The 15,569-nt window shown below is 42.9% G+C and carries 12 protein-coding genes and 1 rRNA gene; 6 read left to right on the top strand and 7 right to left on the bottom strand.

Annotated elements, in window-relative coordinates:
• Positions 1 to 197: 197 nt before the first annotated feature.
• Positions 198 to 1,328 carry a 2-iminoacetate synthase ThiH gene (gene thiH, locus QR40_RS26175; protein WP_044297515.1) on the top strand — a complete coding sequence of 377 codons (1,131 nt, stop codon included), beginning with the start codon at positions 198 to 200 and terminating at the stop codon, positions 1,326 to 1,328.
• An 88-nt stretch (positions 1,329 to 1,416) separates the two neighbouring features.
• Complete coding sequence (locus tag QR40_RS26180) at positions 1,417 to 2,025, top strand: thiamine phosphate synthase (protein ID WP_044297490.1); 609 nt, start codon at positions 1,417 to 1,419, stop codon at positions 2,023 to 2,025.
• Here QR40_RS26180 and QR40_RS26185 read toward each other — a convergent pair.
• Together QR40_RS26185 and QR40_RS26190 are read right to left on the bottom strand one after the other, a co-directional pair.
• Positions 2,015 to 3,310, bottom strand: coding sequence for a sensor histidine kinase (locus tag QR40_RS26185; RefSeq protein ID WP_044297491.1), 1,296 nt, complete (start codon positions 3,308 to 3,310; stop codon positions 2,015 to 2,017). The genes QR40_RS26180 and QR40_RS26185 overlap by 11 nt on opposite strands.
• Positions 3,303 to 3,983, bottom strand: coding sequence for a response regulator transcription factor (locus QR40_RS26190; protein WP_027294981.1), 681 nt, complete (start codon positions 3,981 to 3,983; stop codon positions 3,303 to 3,305). Before QR40_RS26190 ends, QR40_RS26185 begins: the two co-directional genes overlap by 8 nt.
• Before the next feature lie 162 nt (positions 3,984 to 4,145).
• Here QR40_RS26190 and QR40_RS26195 point away from each other — a divergent pair, with 162 nt between their 5' ends.
• The 3 genes from QR40_RS26195 (at position 4,146) to QR40_RS26205 (ending at position 8,539) form a co-directional block, all read left to right on the top strand.
• Entirely contained in the window at positions 4,146 to 6,473 is a 2,328-nt protein-coding gene (locus QR40_RS26195) for an extracellular solute-binding protein (protein WP_044297492.1), read from the top strand.
• 97 nt (positions 6,474 to 6,570) lie between these two features.
• Complete coding sequence (locus tag QR40_RS26200; protein ID WP_044297493.1) at positions 6,571 to 7,884, top strand: hemolysin family protein; 1,314 nt, start codon at positions 6,571 to 6,573, stop codon at positions 7,882 to 7,884.
• A gap of 130 nt (positions 7,885 to 8,014) precedes the next feature.
• Entirely contained in the window at positions 8,015 to 8,539 is a 525-nt protein-coding gene (locus QR40_RS26205) for a ferritin-like domain-containing protein (RefSeq protein ID WP_027294978.1), read from the top strand.
• Here QR40_RS26205 and QR40_RS26210 read toward each other — a convergent pair.
• The 5 genes from QR40_RS26210 to QR40_RS26230 all read right to left on the bottom strand — a co-directional run bounded on the left by QR40_RS26210 (position 8,536) and on the right by QR40_RS26230 (position 14,160).
• Positions 8,536 to 9,333: an ABC transporter ATP-binding protein gene (locus QR40_RS26210; protein WP_044297494.1), complete on the bottom strand. Its 798-nt coding sequence runs from the start codon at positions 9,331 to 9,333 to the stop codon at positions 8,536 to 8,538. The two genes, QR40_RS26205 and QR40_RS26210, sit on opposite strands and share 4 nt — an antisense overlap.
• A gap of 3 nt (positions 9,334 to 9,336) precedes the next feature.
• Positions 9,337 to 10,341 (bottom strand): FecCD family ABC transporter permease, encoded by a 1,005-nt coding sequence (locus QR40_RS26215; protein WP_044297495.1) that lies wholly within the window; start codon positions 10,339 to 10,341, stop codon positions 9,337 to 9,339.
• On the bottom strand, positions 10,341 to 11,336 hold the full coding sequence (locus QR40_RS26220) for a FecCD family ABC transporter permease (RefSeq protein WP_044297496.1): 996 nt from the start codon (positions 11,334 to 11,336) through the stop codon (positions 10,341 to 10,343). Before QR40_RS26220 ends, QR40_RS26215 begins: the two co-directional genes overlap by 1 nt.
• Entirely contained in the window at positions 11,333 to 12,421 is a 1,089-nt protein-coding gene (locus tag QR40_RS26225; RefSeq protein WP_044297497.1) for an ABC transporter substrate-binding protein, read from the bottom strand. The genes QR40_RS26220 and QR40_RS26225 overlap by 4 nt, the downstream gene beginning before the upstream one ends.
• A 158-nt stretch (positions 12,422 to 12,579) precedes the next feature.
• Entirely contained in the window at positions 12,580 to 14,160 is a 1,581-nt protein-coding gene (locus QR40_RS26230; RefSeq protein WP_044297498.1) for a glycoside hydrolase family 43 protein, read from the bottom strand.
• Between the two features lie 752 nt (positions 14,161 to 14,912).
• Between QR40_RS26230 and QR40_RS32130 the strand changes: the two genes are divergently transcribed.
• Positions 14,913 to 15,569 (top strand): 16S ribosomal RNA (locus QR40_RS32130); the annotation flags it as partial.

The following is a 15,569-nucleotide window of genomic DNA, read 5'->3' on the forward strand; positions in this document are numbered from 1 at the left end:
ATGATAGAATCAGAGAGCATTTGAAAATTGCTTTAATTAAATATGAATGCTCTGGCAGCTTGCAACTTAAGATTTCGAATGAAAGAAAGGAAACTAGAGTGTGTTTGAGTACAGAAAATGAGAAGAAACCGGACTATCCCAAAGCAGGGTTCTCCGGTATTAGATCCGGCAGGTTTATCACGGAAGAGACAAACCATATGGAATATCAGCCGGGAATGGAAGATTTACAATCCGATATTATGGATAAGGTTCTGGAAAAGGTCAATTTATATGATTATGAAGCTTACACCGCCAAAGATGTAAAACTGGCGCTGGCAAAGGAAAGCCTGCTTCCCGAAGATTTTGCGGCGCTTCTTTCACCGGCGGCAGAACCCTTTTTAGAAGAGATGGCGAGAAAAGGAAAGGCAGAGACGGGAAAGCATTTTGGAAATGCAGTTTCACTTTTTACTCCATTGTATATTGCAAATTATTGTGAAAATAACTGCATTTACTGTGGTTATAATTGTAAAAACCGAATTCTACGGGGAAAACTTTCCATGGAAGAAATAGAAGAGGAATTAAAGAATATCGCATCCACCGGATTACAGGATATTTTACTATTAACAGGAGAATCCAGAAAGGCATCTGATGTAAACTATATTGGAGAGGCAGTCAGGATAGCAGCCAGGTATTTTGCCTTAGTGGGGGTTGAAATTTATCCTTTGAATACGGACGAGTACGAATATCTGCATACCTGCGGTGCAGATTACGTCTGTGTCTATCAGGAGACCTACAATCCCATAAGGTATGAACGGCTCCATTTAAGCGGTCCCAAGCGTATTTATCCATATCGCTTTCATGCCCAGGAAAGAGCCCTGAAAGGAGGAATGCGTTCCGTAGCCTTTGGCGCCCTTTTAGGATTGGATGATTTTCGTAAGGATGCGTTTGCAACCGGAATGCATGCCTATCTGGTTCAGCAGAAATATCCCCATGCGGAGATTGCTTTTTCTCCGCCAAGGCTTCGTCCAATTATTAATAATGACAAGATCAATCCCAAAGATGTTCACGAAACCCAGCTGCTTCAGGTCATGCTGGCATATCGCCTGTTCATGCCATTTGCAGGGATAACCATTTCTACCCGGGAAAGGGAAGGCTTCCGGGATCATGTCATTGGTATGTGCGCCACTAAGATATCAGCGGGGGTAAAGGTAAGCGTTGGAGGGCATGGAGAAGAGGCAAAAGGCGATGAACAGTTCGAAATATCAGACCCCAGAAATGTAGAAGACGTGAAGCGGGCAATTATTGCCCAGGGACTGCAGCCTGTCTATGTGGATTATATCAGAGTGTAATACAGGGACAAAATGCATGTTTACAGGTTTTATGCAGGGGGCGTGTAGTATATATAATCTCAATTGTGGAAAACCCGGGAGGCAGAAGATGTATTTGTGTATAACCAACAGAAAACTTTGTACAGGAAATTTCTTAACGAAGATAAGGGAACTGGCGGATAGGCAGGAGATAGAGAAAATTGTATTGCGGGAGAAAGATCTTTCTTCCGATGATTATGAAGCACTGGCAGAAAAATGCAAAGAGATCTGTCAGGAGTATGGGAAACCGCTGGTAATCAATCAGTTTATAGAAACCGCTCAAAAACTGCAGAATCCGGAAGTGCAGATCTCTATGGAGATGCTCAGGAAATATACAGGAAATACAGTACAGCAAAGAGTGAATACCGGAGCAGGCAGCACCTGTAATTTACACAGTACTGTACTGGGAGAGTTTCAGGCGGTGGGGGTGTCGGTTCACAGTGCCCCAGAAGCAGAAGAAGCACAGCTTCTGGGTGCCGGATATTTGATCGCAGGGCACATTTTTCAGACGGACTGTAAAAAAGGAATTCCCGGGCGGGGGCTTGCATTTCTAGAAGAAGTTTGCCAAAAAGTAAGTATTCCGGTTTATGCCATTGGGGGGATATCACCGGACAATATACAGGAGGTAATCCGCGCCGGAGCAAAGGGCGGATGCATGATGTCAGGTTTTATGAGGTAACAGGCAGCAGTATCATAATGCTTGTCCCGCCTCCTGGGGCATCCTCAATCCAGATCCTTCCTTTATGCAGTTTTATTATTTCCTTTGCAATACAGAGACCAAGTCCAAAGTGCTCCTTATCTTTATGGGATGCATCTACCCGGTAAAACCGGTCAAACACCGCTTTTTTATTCTCATCCGCGATGCCGGGACCGCTGTCGGTCACAGCAATCTGGAACTTGCCGGAACCAAATGTAAGGGAAATACTCACTTTTCCGCCTTCAGGAGTATAGGAGAAAGCATTGTCCAGCAGTATGGACAGAATCTGACCAATCCGTCCCGGATCACAGAGAAGCGGGGGAATCGACTGCTCTGGAATATGAAAGGCAAAATCCATATTCTTATCCAAAGCCTGGGGCTCGAATTTTTCATAAGTTTCTAAAACCAGTGTGTCAAGTTCCGTGGGCTCCCGCTGAATGGTCCAGTTTCTGGCATCTGCATTTGCAAGGGTAAGCATGTCATTGATCAGCCTTGCCATACGGGCCGCTTCTGATTCCATTGCGTGGATAAATCGTATGGCATCCTCTTTGCCTGCAATTTTCAGTGCGGACAGACTGCTTGTAATAACCGTGAGGGGAGAGCGGAGCTCGTGGGATGCAGAAGCGACGAATTGTACCTGCTTTTCCCGGTTTTCTTTTAATGGGCGAATCATATGGCGTGTAAAGAGCCAGGAAAAAATACCGAGAAGTATAATAGCGCACAGATCAACGAGTACAATAAGCATACGTTGGCGAAAGATCTGAGATTTCTGGGAGGTAAAAGGAGAGATGGCAGTTATACTAAGATAACCGCTGTCTTTGGGAATCAGAGCTACCGAGGCATAATAAAGTTCTCCATCCTCTCCTGTCATTTTAAATTCTTCATGTTTGGACAGCACACTGTTTTTTCCAAAATTGTCAATATCCAGTCCGAAGGTCTGCAAAGCAGTTTCGTTTGCCTGGGCAGTTAGCTTTTCGGCAGCGGGAGATGGATTCAGGGAGTCGAATACCAGATTGTTTCCGGTGTCTTTTATATCCAGCTGTATATGGTAATTGTATTCCATCTGAGTAATCCAGGTATGAGTAATGACTGATTGGTTCTCAAGATAAGAGTAGAGTGAATTTATGTTATTTATAAAAGAGGAATAACTGATATCTCTGATGCCGGATTCAGCTATGGTCAGACAGATGCAGGACATGGCGACCAGGATGAGTCCGGTCACCATAGTACAGAAAAGTGTCATTTGACGGTGTAATTTTCTAAACATTTGTATCCTCCAGGCTATATCCGATCCCACGGATCGTTTTCAGGGTAAGTGTGCTGCTGACACTGGTAAGACGCCTTCGCAGGAGATGGATATAATTATCCAGATTCCCTTCCTCCACAGAGGCATCCGGTCCCCAGACGCGGGTTAACAGGGTCATACGGGGAAGAATTTTACCCGAATTATTTAAAAAAGCCTCCAGCAGGTCACCCTCCCGACGTGACAGGGCACAGGTCAGTTCTCCCCGTGAGAGTTTTTTCTGTGACGCATCATAAGAGATATCTCCATAGGTAAGGGGTTTGTTTTCATTCCAGCCTGCAGGCCTTCTGCTGATGCAGCGGATTCTTGCCATTAACTCTTCAAATGCAAAGGGTTTTACAATATAATCATCGGCTCCAAGATCCAGCCCCTGCACACGGTCATGTAAATCACCCAGTGCAGTCACCAGAATCAGAGGTGTGGATATTTGCTCCGAACGCACTTTCTTCAGAACGGCAGTACCGTCCATTAAAGGGAGCATACGGTCCAGCAGAATAAGATCATGGACATTTTCACGTATATAGCGAAGTCCGGACTCCCCGTCGTGGCAGACATCCACAGAGATGCCCTCGTGTTCTAACTGGTATTTTAATGAATCACATAAAATTAAATCATCTTCAATTATTAATATTCTCATAACATTTCGCCTCCTGATCCTATTATAATATGAATTGTATTAAAATAAAGCAGAAAATAACTTAAGAATCATTAAGTTTTAATTTTTAGAGAGTAGCTAGAGAAAAGTATGCTATTCTGGCTCCATCAAAACAAATTAATACCATTATGAGGAGGAATAACAATGAGAGGTTTTTTAAAAAAGGGAATATGTCTGACAATGGCGGCGGGTCTGGCGGCTATACCGCTAGCAGGATGCCAGAGTGGTACCGATAGTGTATCGGATACACAAGGGGGAAGTGAGTCAGCATCCGGAACCAATACTTCAACTGGTTCAGAAGCAGGTGCGATGGGACGCTATCTGGAAGAAGATGCGGCATTGCCTGAGGGAACAGCTATGATACTGGATATATGCAGGCAGACAGACGGAAGTGTGAATATGGCGATTAGCAATGAAGCAGGCAGCAGGGAGATATGGAATTCCAAAGATGTGGGAAAGACCTGGGAAAAAGTGTCGGATTTCCCGGCAGATATTCTGAACGATGATGTGGCTTATTTATATCATATGGCTTTGTCACCGGATGGTGCGATTGGAGCTGTAAAATATTCGGAAGATGGCAGTTTCCAGCCCTTGTATGCCGACAAAGATGGAAATGTAAAAGTATTTGACCAATTATTTGGCGGAGCAGAAGCAAATGCCCAGGCAAACCTGTCCGATGTAAGCTTTACGGAAGACGGTAAACTGCTGGCAATGGGAAGCAAGGGCGTATTTTTAATAGATACAGAAAAAGGAACTGTGGCACAAGAGTTCGCAAAGGGTACCTCTCCCATAACCATTGGAACTGCAGGAAACGTACTTCTTGTAGTAACTACGGATGAGGTGCAGCTTTATGATATCACAACTGGTAAACTGATGGATAAGGATAAAGTTCTGGATGAGCAGATAGTGGGAAAAGACTCCCCGGGACAGTTGGAGGGCAGTTCCAGTACAAAGTCGGTGTTGTTCCAAAAAGGGAAAGAAGGAGAGTCGGTATACTACTGCAATTCCAATGGTTTCTATAGCCATACCATTGGGGGAAGCATAGCAGAACAGATTATGAATGGAGAGTTGAATTCCCTTGGAAGCCCCAGCACGGGACTGGTGTCCATGGCATCCATGGATGATGACTCTTTCCTGGTTGCCTGCATGGATGGAAGCGAATATAAATTATTGCGTTATGTGTACTCAAAGGATACACCAGCCGTACCAAGTAATGAGATAAAGGCCTATACACTACGGGATAATCCTGAAATCCGCCAGGCAATAGCCCTCTTCCAAAAGAAGTATCCGGATACCTGTGTGACGCTGGAAGTTGGATTGTCGGGGGATGATGCAGTAAATACATCCGATGCACTCCGTACATTAAATACAAATATCCTGGCGGGGAAAGGACCGGATCTGCTTCTTCTGGACGGAATGCCAATTCAGTCGTATATAGAAAAAGGAATATTGACAGACCTTGGCAGTGTGCTGGAACCGATTTCCTCTGAAGAGGGATTTATTGAAAACATTAAGAATACCTATGAAAGTGATGGAAAAATCTATGCTGTTCCAAGCAGATTCCAGATACCGGCAATTCAGTCCACTAAAGAGACGGTTGATGCGGCAGTAGATCTGAAATCCCTTGCAGATCAGGCTGAAAAAATGAAGAATGAAAAGAGCTATATGAGAGTACTCTCTCAGATGTCCATGGTAGACCTGGCATTGGAACCGTTATATAATGTAAGCTCACCTGCATGGGAAAAAGAGGACGGAACCCTGGATAAGGATGCACTGACAGAGTTTGTTACACAATTCAAGCGTCTCTATGATCTGGAGGACCACAGTCAGGATCAGGTCGATACCTATGTGGAAGAAGACATTAAAAATTCAACGGCAAGTTCTTTCTTAAGTGTTTCTATGGGAAGTATGGGCAGAATGGATGACAGTATGGGAATCAGCATTGGAAATATTATGTCTATGAACGATTTGGCTATGGTGGTTTCCTCAATCAAGCAGATAGATGGAGAAACTTATGGATTGCTGAATGGGCAGTCAAAGAATGTATATGTACCGGGGACGGTTATCGGAATCAGCAGTAAAAGTACAGCGCCGGAGCAGGCTGGGAAATTTGCATCTTTCCTTTTGTCCAAAGAATCTCAGATTGTCAATCAGGGAGGGGGATTCCCGGTAAATAAAGCTGCATTTGATACAGTGATTAACGACAAACCGGCAAAAGGGTTAGGAAGCTTAAGCAGTGGAAGTAGCCAGACGGGGGAAATGGTCTCCCTGGATATTGAGTGGCCTACCGATGAAGAAATTAATACCTTTAAAGGTTTTGTAGAGTCTCTGGATAAAGGACCGCTGTCTGATAATGTAATTAAAGAAACCGTATTTGAGCAGGTGAAACGATGCGTAAAGGATAATGTTTCCGTAGAGGATGCAGTAAATACCATTTTGCAAAAAGTAAATCTGTATATTAGTGAAAGATAAAATTTTTGTTAAATCTATTAATTTTCTATTATATAGTTGTGCAGGGTGAATATCCTATGATATAATCGGACTAAAATTTTTTAGGAGGAATTATATCATGGATTTAGACCCTGACCCTGGTGCGACACAGATTGCACTGCAACTATTATTTTTGGTGTTTTTAACATTTGTAAATGCGTTCTTTGCAGGAGCTGAGATGGCAGTGGTATCTGTCAATAAGAACAAGATCAAACGTCTTGCTGAGAACGGTAACAAGAAAGCAGTTTTGATACTCAGACTGATGGAGGATTCCACAAAGTTCTTATCTACGATTCAGGTAGTGATTACTTTTGCAAACTTCTTCTCCAGTGCATCAGCAGCATCCGGTATTTCGAAGATTCTGGGAGGATGGATGAGCAAGTTCAACGTCCCATTCAGCGAAACCATCGCACTTGTTATTGTTACTATTTTACTTTCTTTTGTAACCCTTGTATTGGGGGAACTGGTACCGAAAAGAATAGCTTTGCAGAAAGCGGAAGCCTTTAGTTTATGGACAGTAAAACCGATCTACATTGTATCAAAGGTAATGGCGCCGTTTATTAAGCTTTTGTCTCTGTCTACGAATTTCATATTACGATTAGCTGGTATGAAAACAGAGAATATAGAAGAGCGTGTGTCGGAGGAGGAAATCAAGGCCTTATTAGAATCAGGCAGTGAACAAGGTGTGTTTAATGAAATTGAAAAGGAAATGATAACATCGATTTTTTCTTTTGATGATAAAATAGCAAAGGATGTTATGGTTCCCAGAAAAGCAGTTTATGCAATTGATATAGACGAGCCGCTGGAAGACTATGTGGATGAGCTGTTATCCAGCAGACATTCCAAAATACCAGTCTATAAAGAAGATATTGACAATATTATCGGTGTTCTGCATATGAAGGATTTCATATTGGCAGCCAAGGAAAGCACTTTTACCGGTGTAAAGGTAGAAGAGATAATGCAGGAGCCATATTTCGTACCGGAGTCTAAGAATACGGATGAATTATTCCGTGACCTGCAGACGAAGAAAAATCATATGGCGATCTTAATTGATGAATACGGCGGATTCTCAGGTATCGTTACAGTAGAAGATCTGGTTGAAGAAGTAATGGGCGAGATCAATAATGGATATGAGGAAGAAGAGCCTGAATTTGTTCAGGTTGATGAGAAAACATATGTAGTAGATGGACAAATGCTGGTAGATGATTTAAATGATAAATTGCACCTGAAACTGGAAACAGAAAATTATGATACGATGTCCGGGTATATGGTAGAACATCTTGGATTTATCCCGAAAGATGGAACTCATCCGGAATTAAAAGCGGATGGCGTGGTTCTGCGGGTGGATCAGATGGAGCAGAAGGCAATTAAAAAAATAAAGATTATGCTTTAAGGGTATAAAAAGTCGAAAAGGCTGCTGCAGGTAACTGCACAGTCTTTTTTAATTAAATAGAATGCATGTCATTTTTCAGGTTGGGAGACATATGATAGATAATAAATGAAGAAAACAGAGGTACATAGCCATGATGCAGAATAATTCCGGGAGTACCAGGCCCGTTGCCAATCCGGATCCTTATCCGCCGATTAAAGTAAGCAGGAAAAATCCATATTATGCGGAGATGCTTTATCCGGCAATAAGGGCACAGGAAAGTGAAATGACCGCTATTACCACCTATTTATACCAGCACTGGATTCTGTCAGACCGGTTTTCCGATTTGGGGAAGACATTGATGGCTATTTCCAAAGTGGAAATGTTCCATCTCTATACGATCGGAGAATTGATCACTATGCTGGGGGGAGATCCTAGGCTTGCCAACAATGCATGTGAATGCTGGAATGCTGATGCCATTGACTATTGCCAGGAGGTCCATCATATACTGGCAGCAAATATAGCTTCTGAAGAAGGAGCTGCCGCATTCTACCAACAGACTGCAAAAGAGATCAAAGATCCTTGTGTCAGCGCTGTTTTGAATCGCCTGGCACTGGACGAAATACTTCATGTACAGATCTTCCGAGAGTTTCTGGAGTCGGATAAAAGAAGCGTTTAAACATGTTCCAGTGTATCATAGTCAACGCAGATAGGATAGTCGCCCGTTCTGCTTTGCTCCAGCCGGGCATTAATTCCGTAAAGCTGAACTAAGTTTTCTTTGGTAATGACATCAACCGGTTTTCCTTCGAATATTACATTGCCCTTTTTCATCCCAATCAAATGGTCTGCAAACTTAGAAGCATGGTTCAGTTCATGAATTACCATAATAATTGTACGGTTGTTTTCACGGTTCAGTTTTTTGAGAAGTTTTAATATTTCAATCTGGTGGGACATATCAAGATAGGTGGTGGGCTCGTCCAATACTAATATCTCTGTTTCCTGTGCCAGTGCCATGGCAATCCATGCCCTTTGACGCTGGCCGCCGGACAGGGATTCCACCATCTTTTCTTTCAATTCGTACACTCCGGTGGAATGCATTGCCCAATCGATCATCTGAAGGTCATGTTCATTCAGTCCGCTCATCGGGCCCTGGTAAGGAAAACGGCCATATGCCACAAGTTCCTTCACCATAAGCCCGGTGGGTACGCAAGGACTTTGAGGCAGAACAGCCATTTTGCGGGCAATGGATTTGGAAGCCTGTCTGCGCAGCGACTTGCCATGTAATAATATCTCGCCATGGCGGCTGGGAATAATGCGGGATACGGCTTTTAACAATGTTGATTTTCCACATCCGTTAGAGCCGATCACCATTGTAACTTTCCCCTTGGGAATTTTCAAATTTAATTTATTTATAATAATCTCATCTTCATATCCAATCTGCAGATCTTTCGTCTGTATACATTCTTGGTTCATAGTCTATTTCTCCTTTAACATTAAGTATATAAAGTATGGTACGCCTACAATGGAAAGTGTAATGCCAACCGGAACATCTAAAGGTGAGAAAAGATTTCGGGAGATGCTGTCGGCAGCGATAATTAATGCAGCGCTGATCATGGCACCGGTAATAATCTGCCTTTTATGAGCGGCGCCTACCAGCTTCTTGGCAATATGAGGACCGAGTAATCCAAGAAAAGCAATATTACCTGCAACTGAGGTTGCAAGTGCTGAAAGTGCAACAGCCAGAAGTAATAAAATTCTGCTTTCCCGTTGTACAGAGACCCCTAATCCACTGGCGGTTTCGTCTCCAAGAGCATAGACATCAAGGGTGCGGCTCTTATAAAGGACAATTATAGTAAGGAGCAGAACTGCGGGGGCAAGAAATATAAAATAAATCCAACTGCTCCCCCAAAGACTTCCGCTGATCCAGGTCAGTGCCTGATTATAGTCACCTTTGGACATATTAAGCTGATATAAGGTAATAAAAGCATTAATTCCTGCATTTACACCAATTCCCGTTAAGATCAGCCGATTCGGCGAAATCCCCTTTTTATATGCCAGAAAATAAATCAGCAGAGAGGAAAGCAGGGAGCCAGCCAAAGCAAAAACAGGTATCATAAATACGGTTGCGGCAGACAAAGCGGAATAATACGCAGTACTTTTTATGGAAATAAAAAGTACAACGGCAAGGGCTGCACCTGCATTAATACCAATCATACCAGGTTCCGCTAAAGGATTACGGGTCACACTTTGCAGAACACAGCCTGCTGTAGAAAGTGCGATTCCGACAAATAGGGCTATACAGATTCTTGGGAGACGCAGCTGGAATATGGTGGTGTTTTGCAATTTACTGCCCTGTCCGAAAAGAGTGTTAAATACATCTTTTACCGAAATAGAATAAGTTCCCCATATGAGAGAAATAAGCATGGCAGCAAGCAGGAAAATAGCAGTAACGAACAATACAATATGAAATCTTCTCTTCATCACCGGCTCTCCTTTCTAATCATCAGGAGAAATACAGGAACTCCAATCAGAGCAGTAAAAAGTCCAATAGGGGTTTCGTATGGCGGTTGAACCATTCTGGCTGCAATATCCGCCCAAATCAGGAGGGCACTTCCAAATAAAAAAGATAGCGGTATCAATTTACGGTAATCATTCCCGGACATTTTGCGTACAACATGAGGAACAATTAGACCTACGAAAGCAATATTTCCCGCAATTGCCACACTTACGGCACACATGGGAATCAGCAGAATCATTGTAAGAATCCGGATTTTAACAGGATTTACGCCAAGCCCTGTACAGACGTCATCACCCAGGCTTACAATATTTATCTTGCTGCTTATAATTAGGGCAGAGATAAGGCAGGGAATACTGACAATCAGTAATATGTTCATTTGATCCCAGGAAGCCGTACGAAATCCGCCGGATACCCAGAAGGCCAGTTCCTGTGAACGGTTGCCCAACAAAGCGATGACAGATGCCAGAGACAGGAAAAAGGTTCCAAGTGCTGTTCCGGCAAGAATAAGGCGGGAAATATTCATATTAGAAGCGCTTTTTAAACTGAAAAGCAAAACTAAAATACCGCTGATGAAAGCGCCGAGCATTGCTGCCGCAAAATTACCCAGTATACCATAAAGGGAAGTATTGACACTTACGATAGCGACGGCAAGGGCAGCTCCCTGGGTGATGCCCATAATGGATGGCTCTGCAATAGGATTGCGGGTTACTCCCTGCATCATGGCACCGCCCATTCCAAGAAGACCGCCGATGATAGCACTTGCAAGTGCCCTGGGAAGACGAATATTTCTTACAAGCTGCATATCCAGAGGAAGCTCCTCAGGCTTTCCGGCTGCAAATAAACTATTCAGAACAGTTTCCGCTGGGATATTTTTTGCACCTGCGCAAGCGGCGGCCATTAATCCGGCCGCCACTAAGAGGATACTGAAGAACCATGCACCTGTTAACTTACGATTCATTTTAATTTCTCCATCAGGGATGATGCTTCATCCAAAAACAAAGATCTGCCGATGCAGCTGTAACCCTGGTTAAAATAAGGGCTGGAAGGAAGCTCCAGAACATTTCCGTTCTTCACCGGATCCATATTCTTCCAAACTGGATTTTCCCGAAGGGATGCGAGATCTTCATCCGTACCTATAGCCAGAATGCGGTCTGCATCGATCTGGGCAAGTCCTTCGTAGCTGACAACCGGGAGGCTGATATTTTCCTGAACCGGCATTCCTTCAGGCCGTTTTAAGCCCATGTCATCGTATAAGATGCTGCCAATACCGGCCTTATCAAAGATAAAAATTTGTCCCCCGCTTGCCAAAAGAGCGAGGTAAGTAGTGTCTTCGCCATAGGAGCTGCGGATTTCTTCACCAATTTTTAATGCTTTTTCTTCATAAGAAGAGAGCCACTGATCCGCTTTTGCGGTTTTATTCATAATTCCGGCAACGCTTTTGACATCTTCTTTCCAGTCTGTCTGGGCAAGTTCTAACATAACAACCGGAGCGATTTCAGATAGCTGCTGGTACATTTTCTCCTGAACAGTAGAGATAATGATCAGATCCGGTTCTAATGAAATAATTCCTTCTACATCCATGGTATCCTGCATGCTGTAGCCCAGAATAGAAGCTCCTTCCAGAACATCTTCCAGATAGGAAGGGAATTTCGTATAGTCATAAGCATCAGAATTCGCAGTTCCTGCAACCTTATATCCAAGCACAGATAAGATATCACTGTTTCCACTTATATCTACAATTTTCTGTGGGTTTGCCGGTATTGAAATTTCGCCTCTGGCATCTGTAACGGTAATATTATCTCCGGTTTCAGCAGAAGTATTAGCAGTTTTGTCTGTATCCTCATTCGTATCCTTTTTAGTATCCTTAGTAGTATCCTTAGTAGTATCCGTATTTGATTCGGCGCCGGTTTCGGCACTGGAATTCGTGGCTGCAGTCTGGGAACTGTCCTTTGCAGTATCCGGTGAGCTTTGACACCCGGATAATAACAGCATCGCCGCACAGGACAGTACTGCAATATTTTTAAATAGATGTTTCTTTGACATAATAAATCCTCACTTTCGAAAAATGGATAAAAATGTTAGCATAAGCTAACCACCTTTGCCACGTATTATATACAACATTTTCAAAAAATGCAAGGATTGGTTTCTTAATGATAATTTTATCAATAAGAAACCAATCCCAAAGGCATCGCTATCTGATCTTAGATGTCTTTTCCAGTGTAATGAAACCAATCAAAGTCTGCATAATTTGTGGAAACGGATTTATTGCTGCTGGCGTACATGCCAATGTAGACACCCGTAAATCCTTCATTTACGGTAGAACTCAGAAGAGCTGCATCGATATCCTCCGCAAATAGTTTTAATTCGTGTTCATTTGGTCCGTAGAAGAAGGCATATGTTTCACAACGCCCCTGTACACTGAGGCATAAGCGCCCGGTATTTTCGAGCGGAAGTTCTTTGATTAAAGTGCGTACCCCATTTTCTGTTTGGTGCAGTTGCAGGACAGCGCGGTTATTACGGAATGTCTTAACAAAAACCAGATTGTAACGGTTATCCTGGATTAATACAATGCCTGCCTCTTCCAAATCATTTTCAGGAGTAAACTCCATTGCAGCAGAAGCCATAAATACTTTATGCTGCTGACGTCTGCCAATAAATGACGGGTTGCAGATTTCCTGAATCACTTCTGGTTCCAGTGAGAGGCGCAGACATCCCCTGCGTTTGGTCAGAGAATAAAAATCTCTCTGAGGCGGATGAATCATGTTCCAGATCATAGAAAGGCTGTCGGAGTCAAAATTGTCATTCGAATCGGTAAAAGGACAATAAAAGCTTGGAAGATCAGGCAAACGCTCTTCTTTATGAACCAGTCCGTTTTCAGTGTCAGGCATAGGCCATCCGTCTTCAGACCATACAATTGGAATCATAAAGGTTTCTCTTCCAAGATTATAATGGAAGCCCCTATAAGGCCGGACGCCCAGCAAAACCATCCACCATTCCCCATTTTGTGTTGTTACGATATCTGCATGCCCAACCACAGAAATCTCATTTAACAGTGATAAATGACGATGGGTAACTATGGGATTACGTGGGCATATCTCATAATCCCCATCAATCGTCCGGCTTCTTGCCATCATAACACTATGATTGCAAAATGTACCGCCTTCAGCTGTCATTAGGTAATACCATCCATCTTTTTTATAAATATGGGGTGCTTCTATCCATTTTGAATGAGAACTGTTTCCATCCCATATGATACTGCGCTTTCCTTTGAACTGAAAAGTCAGTGGGTCCAGTTCATTTAAGTAAATTCCGTGATGCCCTTCATAAAGCTTCTGATCACTGATATAATTACCCGTATACCAGACAGATCCGTCATCATCAAAGAAAAGACTGGAGTCAATTCCGTCAGCGCCCTTTACAAAGACCGGATCGCTCCAGGGACCGGCAGGATCTTGTGCCGTAATAATATAATTATCACGGTCTGCTTCCCGTCCGCGGGAAACAAATGTATTAATTATATAGAAGGTACCATTATGATAGCGGATAGAAGGAGCCCACAGTCCCTCAGAGGTCTCACAGTTTTTATAATCCAATTGATCAGGACGATGTATTCCGTGTCCAATCTGTTCCCAATGTACCAGATCTTTACTGTGAAATATAGGCAGCCCCGGAAAATATACGAAAGACGAAGTAACCAGATAATAATCATCTTCAACCCGGCAAATGGAAGGATCGGGATAAAATCCCGATAATAGTGGATTTGAAAAAGTTTGTTTCAGCATTTTTAAATTCCTTTCTTCTATTATATATTGGCATTTAGCATTGATATTAACTACAGTATAGAGAGCGTAGGAAGGAAAGTAAATATAATAATTTATCCCAAATCTTAAAAAAATAGACGTAATTCAGTATGCAGCCGGTTATTAGAATATGGTTGAAAATTAACAGTTGATTTCATAACAGAATAAAATATGTTGTGAAAAGAGGTACAATTGACAGGATGCAATGGATAGGGGAGAAAAAAACAGTAGAATACAGTAGAATTAATAAATTGAATCAATTGTGCAAAAAATATGAAAAAATTACAAAATAAGTGTTGACAGATTGGTTTCCAGGTGGTATCATAACAAAGTTGTCTCAAACAGACAGCAAAAAACAAAATCCGACACGAATGTAACACGAGAGATCGACTCGAATAAAGTTGAAAAAACTCAAAAAAAGTGTTGACAAATGATTTACAAAATGGTATCATATAAAAGTTGCTGTGAGAACGGCGGTGAGATACATAAAAAACTTTTTAAAAAAGTTGTTGACAAACACTTGGCAGTGTGATAGGATATAGAAGTTGCGCTAAAGAGTACAACAGCAAAGAAAAGCAAACAGAACCTTGATAATTGAACAGTGAAACAACCTTGAAAGATTCTATTAAAAGAGATTTCAAAATTAAGAACCGTATCAGAAATGATACAACCTTAAAACAGTAATAAAGGGATAAAATTAGCTAGTAGTTGATTTTTGAACTAAGATCAAAACTTTATTTGAGAGTTTGATCCTGGCTCAGGATGAACGCTGGCGGCGTGCTTAACACATGCAAGTCGAGCGAAGCATTAAAACAGATTTCTTCGGAAAGAAGTTTTGATGACTGAGCGGCGGACGGGTGAGTAACGCGTGGGTGACCTGCCTCATACAGGGGGATAACAGACAGAAATGTCTGCTAATACCGCATAAGCGCACAGTGCTGCATGGCACCGTGTGAAAAACTCCGGTGGTATGAGATGGACCCGCGTCTGATTAGCTAGTTGGTAAGGTAACGGCTTACCAAGGCGACGATCAGTAGCCGGCCTGAGAGGGTGAACGGCCACATTGGGACTGAGACACGGCCCAAACTCCTACGGGAGGCAGCAGTGGGGAATATTGCACAATGGGGGAAACCCTGATGCAGCGACGCCGCGTGAAGGAAGAAGTATTTCGGTATGTAAACTTCTATCAGCAGGGAAGAAAATGACGGTACCTGACTAAGAAGCCCCGGCTAACTACGTGCCAGCAGCCGCGGTAATACGTAGGGGGCAAGCGTTATCCGGATTTACTGGGTGTAAAGGGAGCGTAGACGGCATGGCAAGTCTGGTGTGAAAGGCAGGGGCTCAACCCCTGGACTGCATTGGAAACCTGTCTCTTTATACACATCTCCGAG

It is taken from the genome of Robinsoniella peoriensis, assembly GCF_000797495.1.
Lineage (GTDB): Bacteria > Bacillota > Clostridia > Lachnospirales > Lachnospiraceae > Robinsoniella > Robinsoniella peoriensis.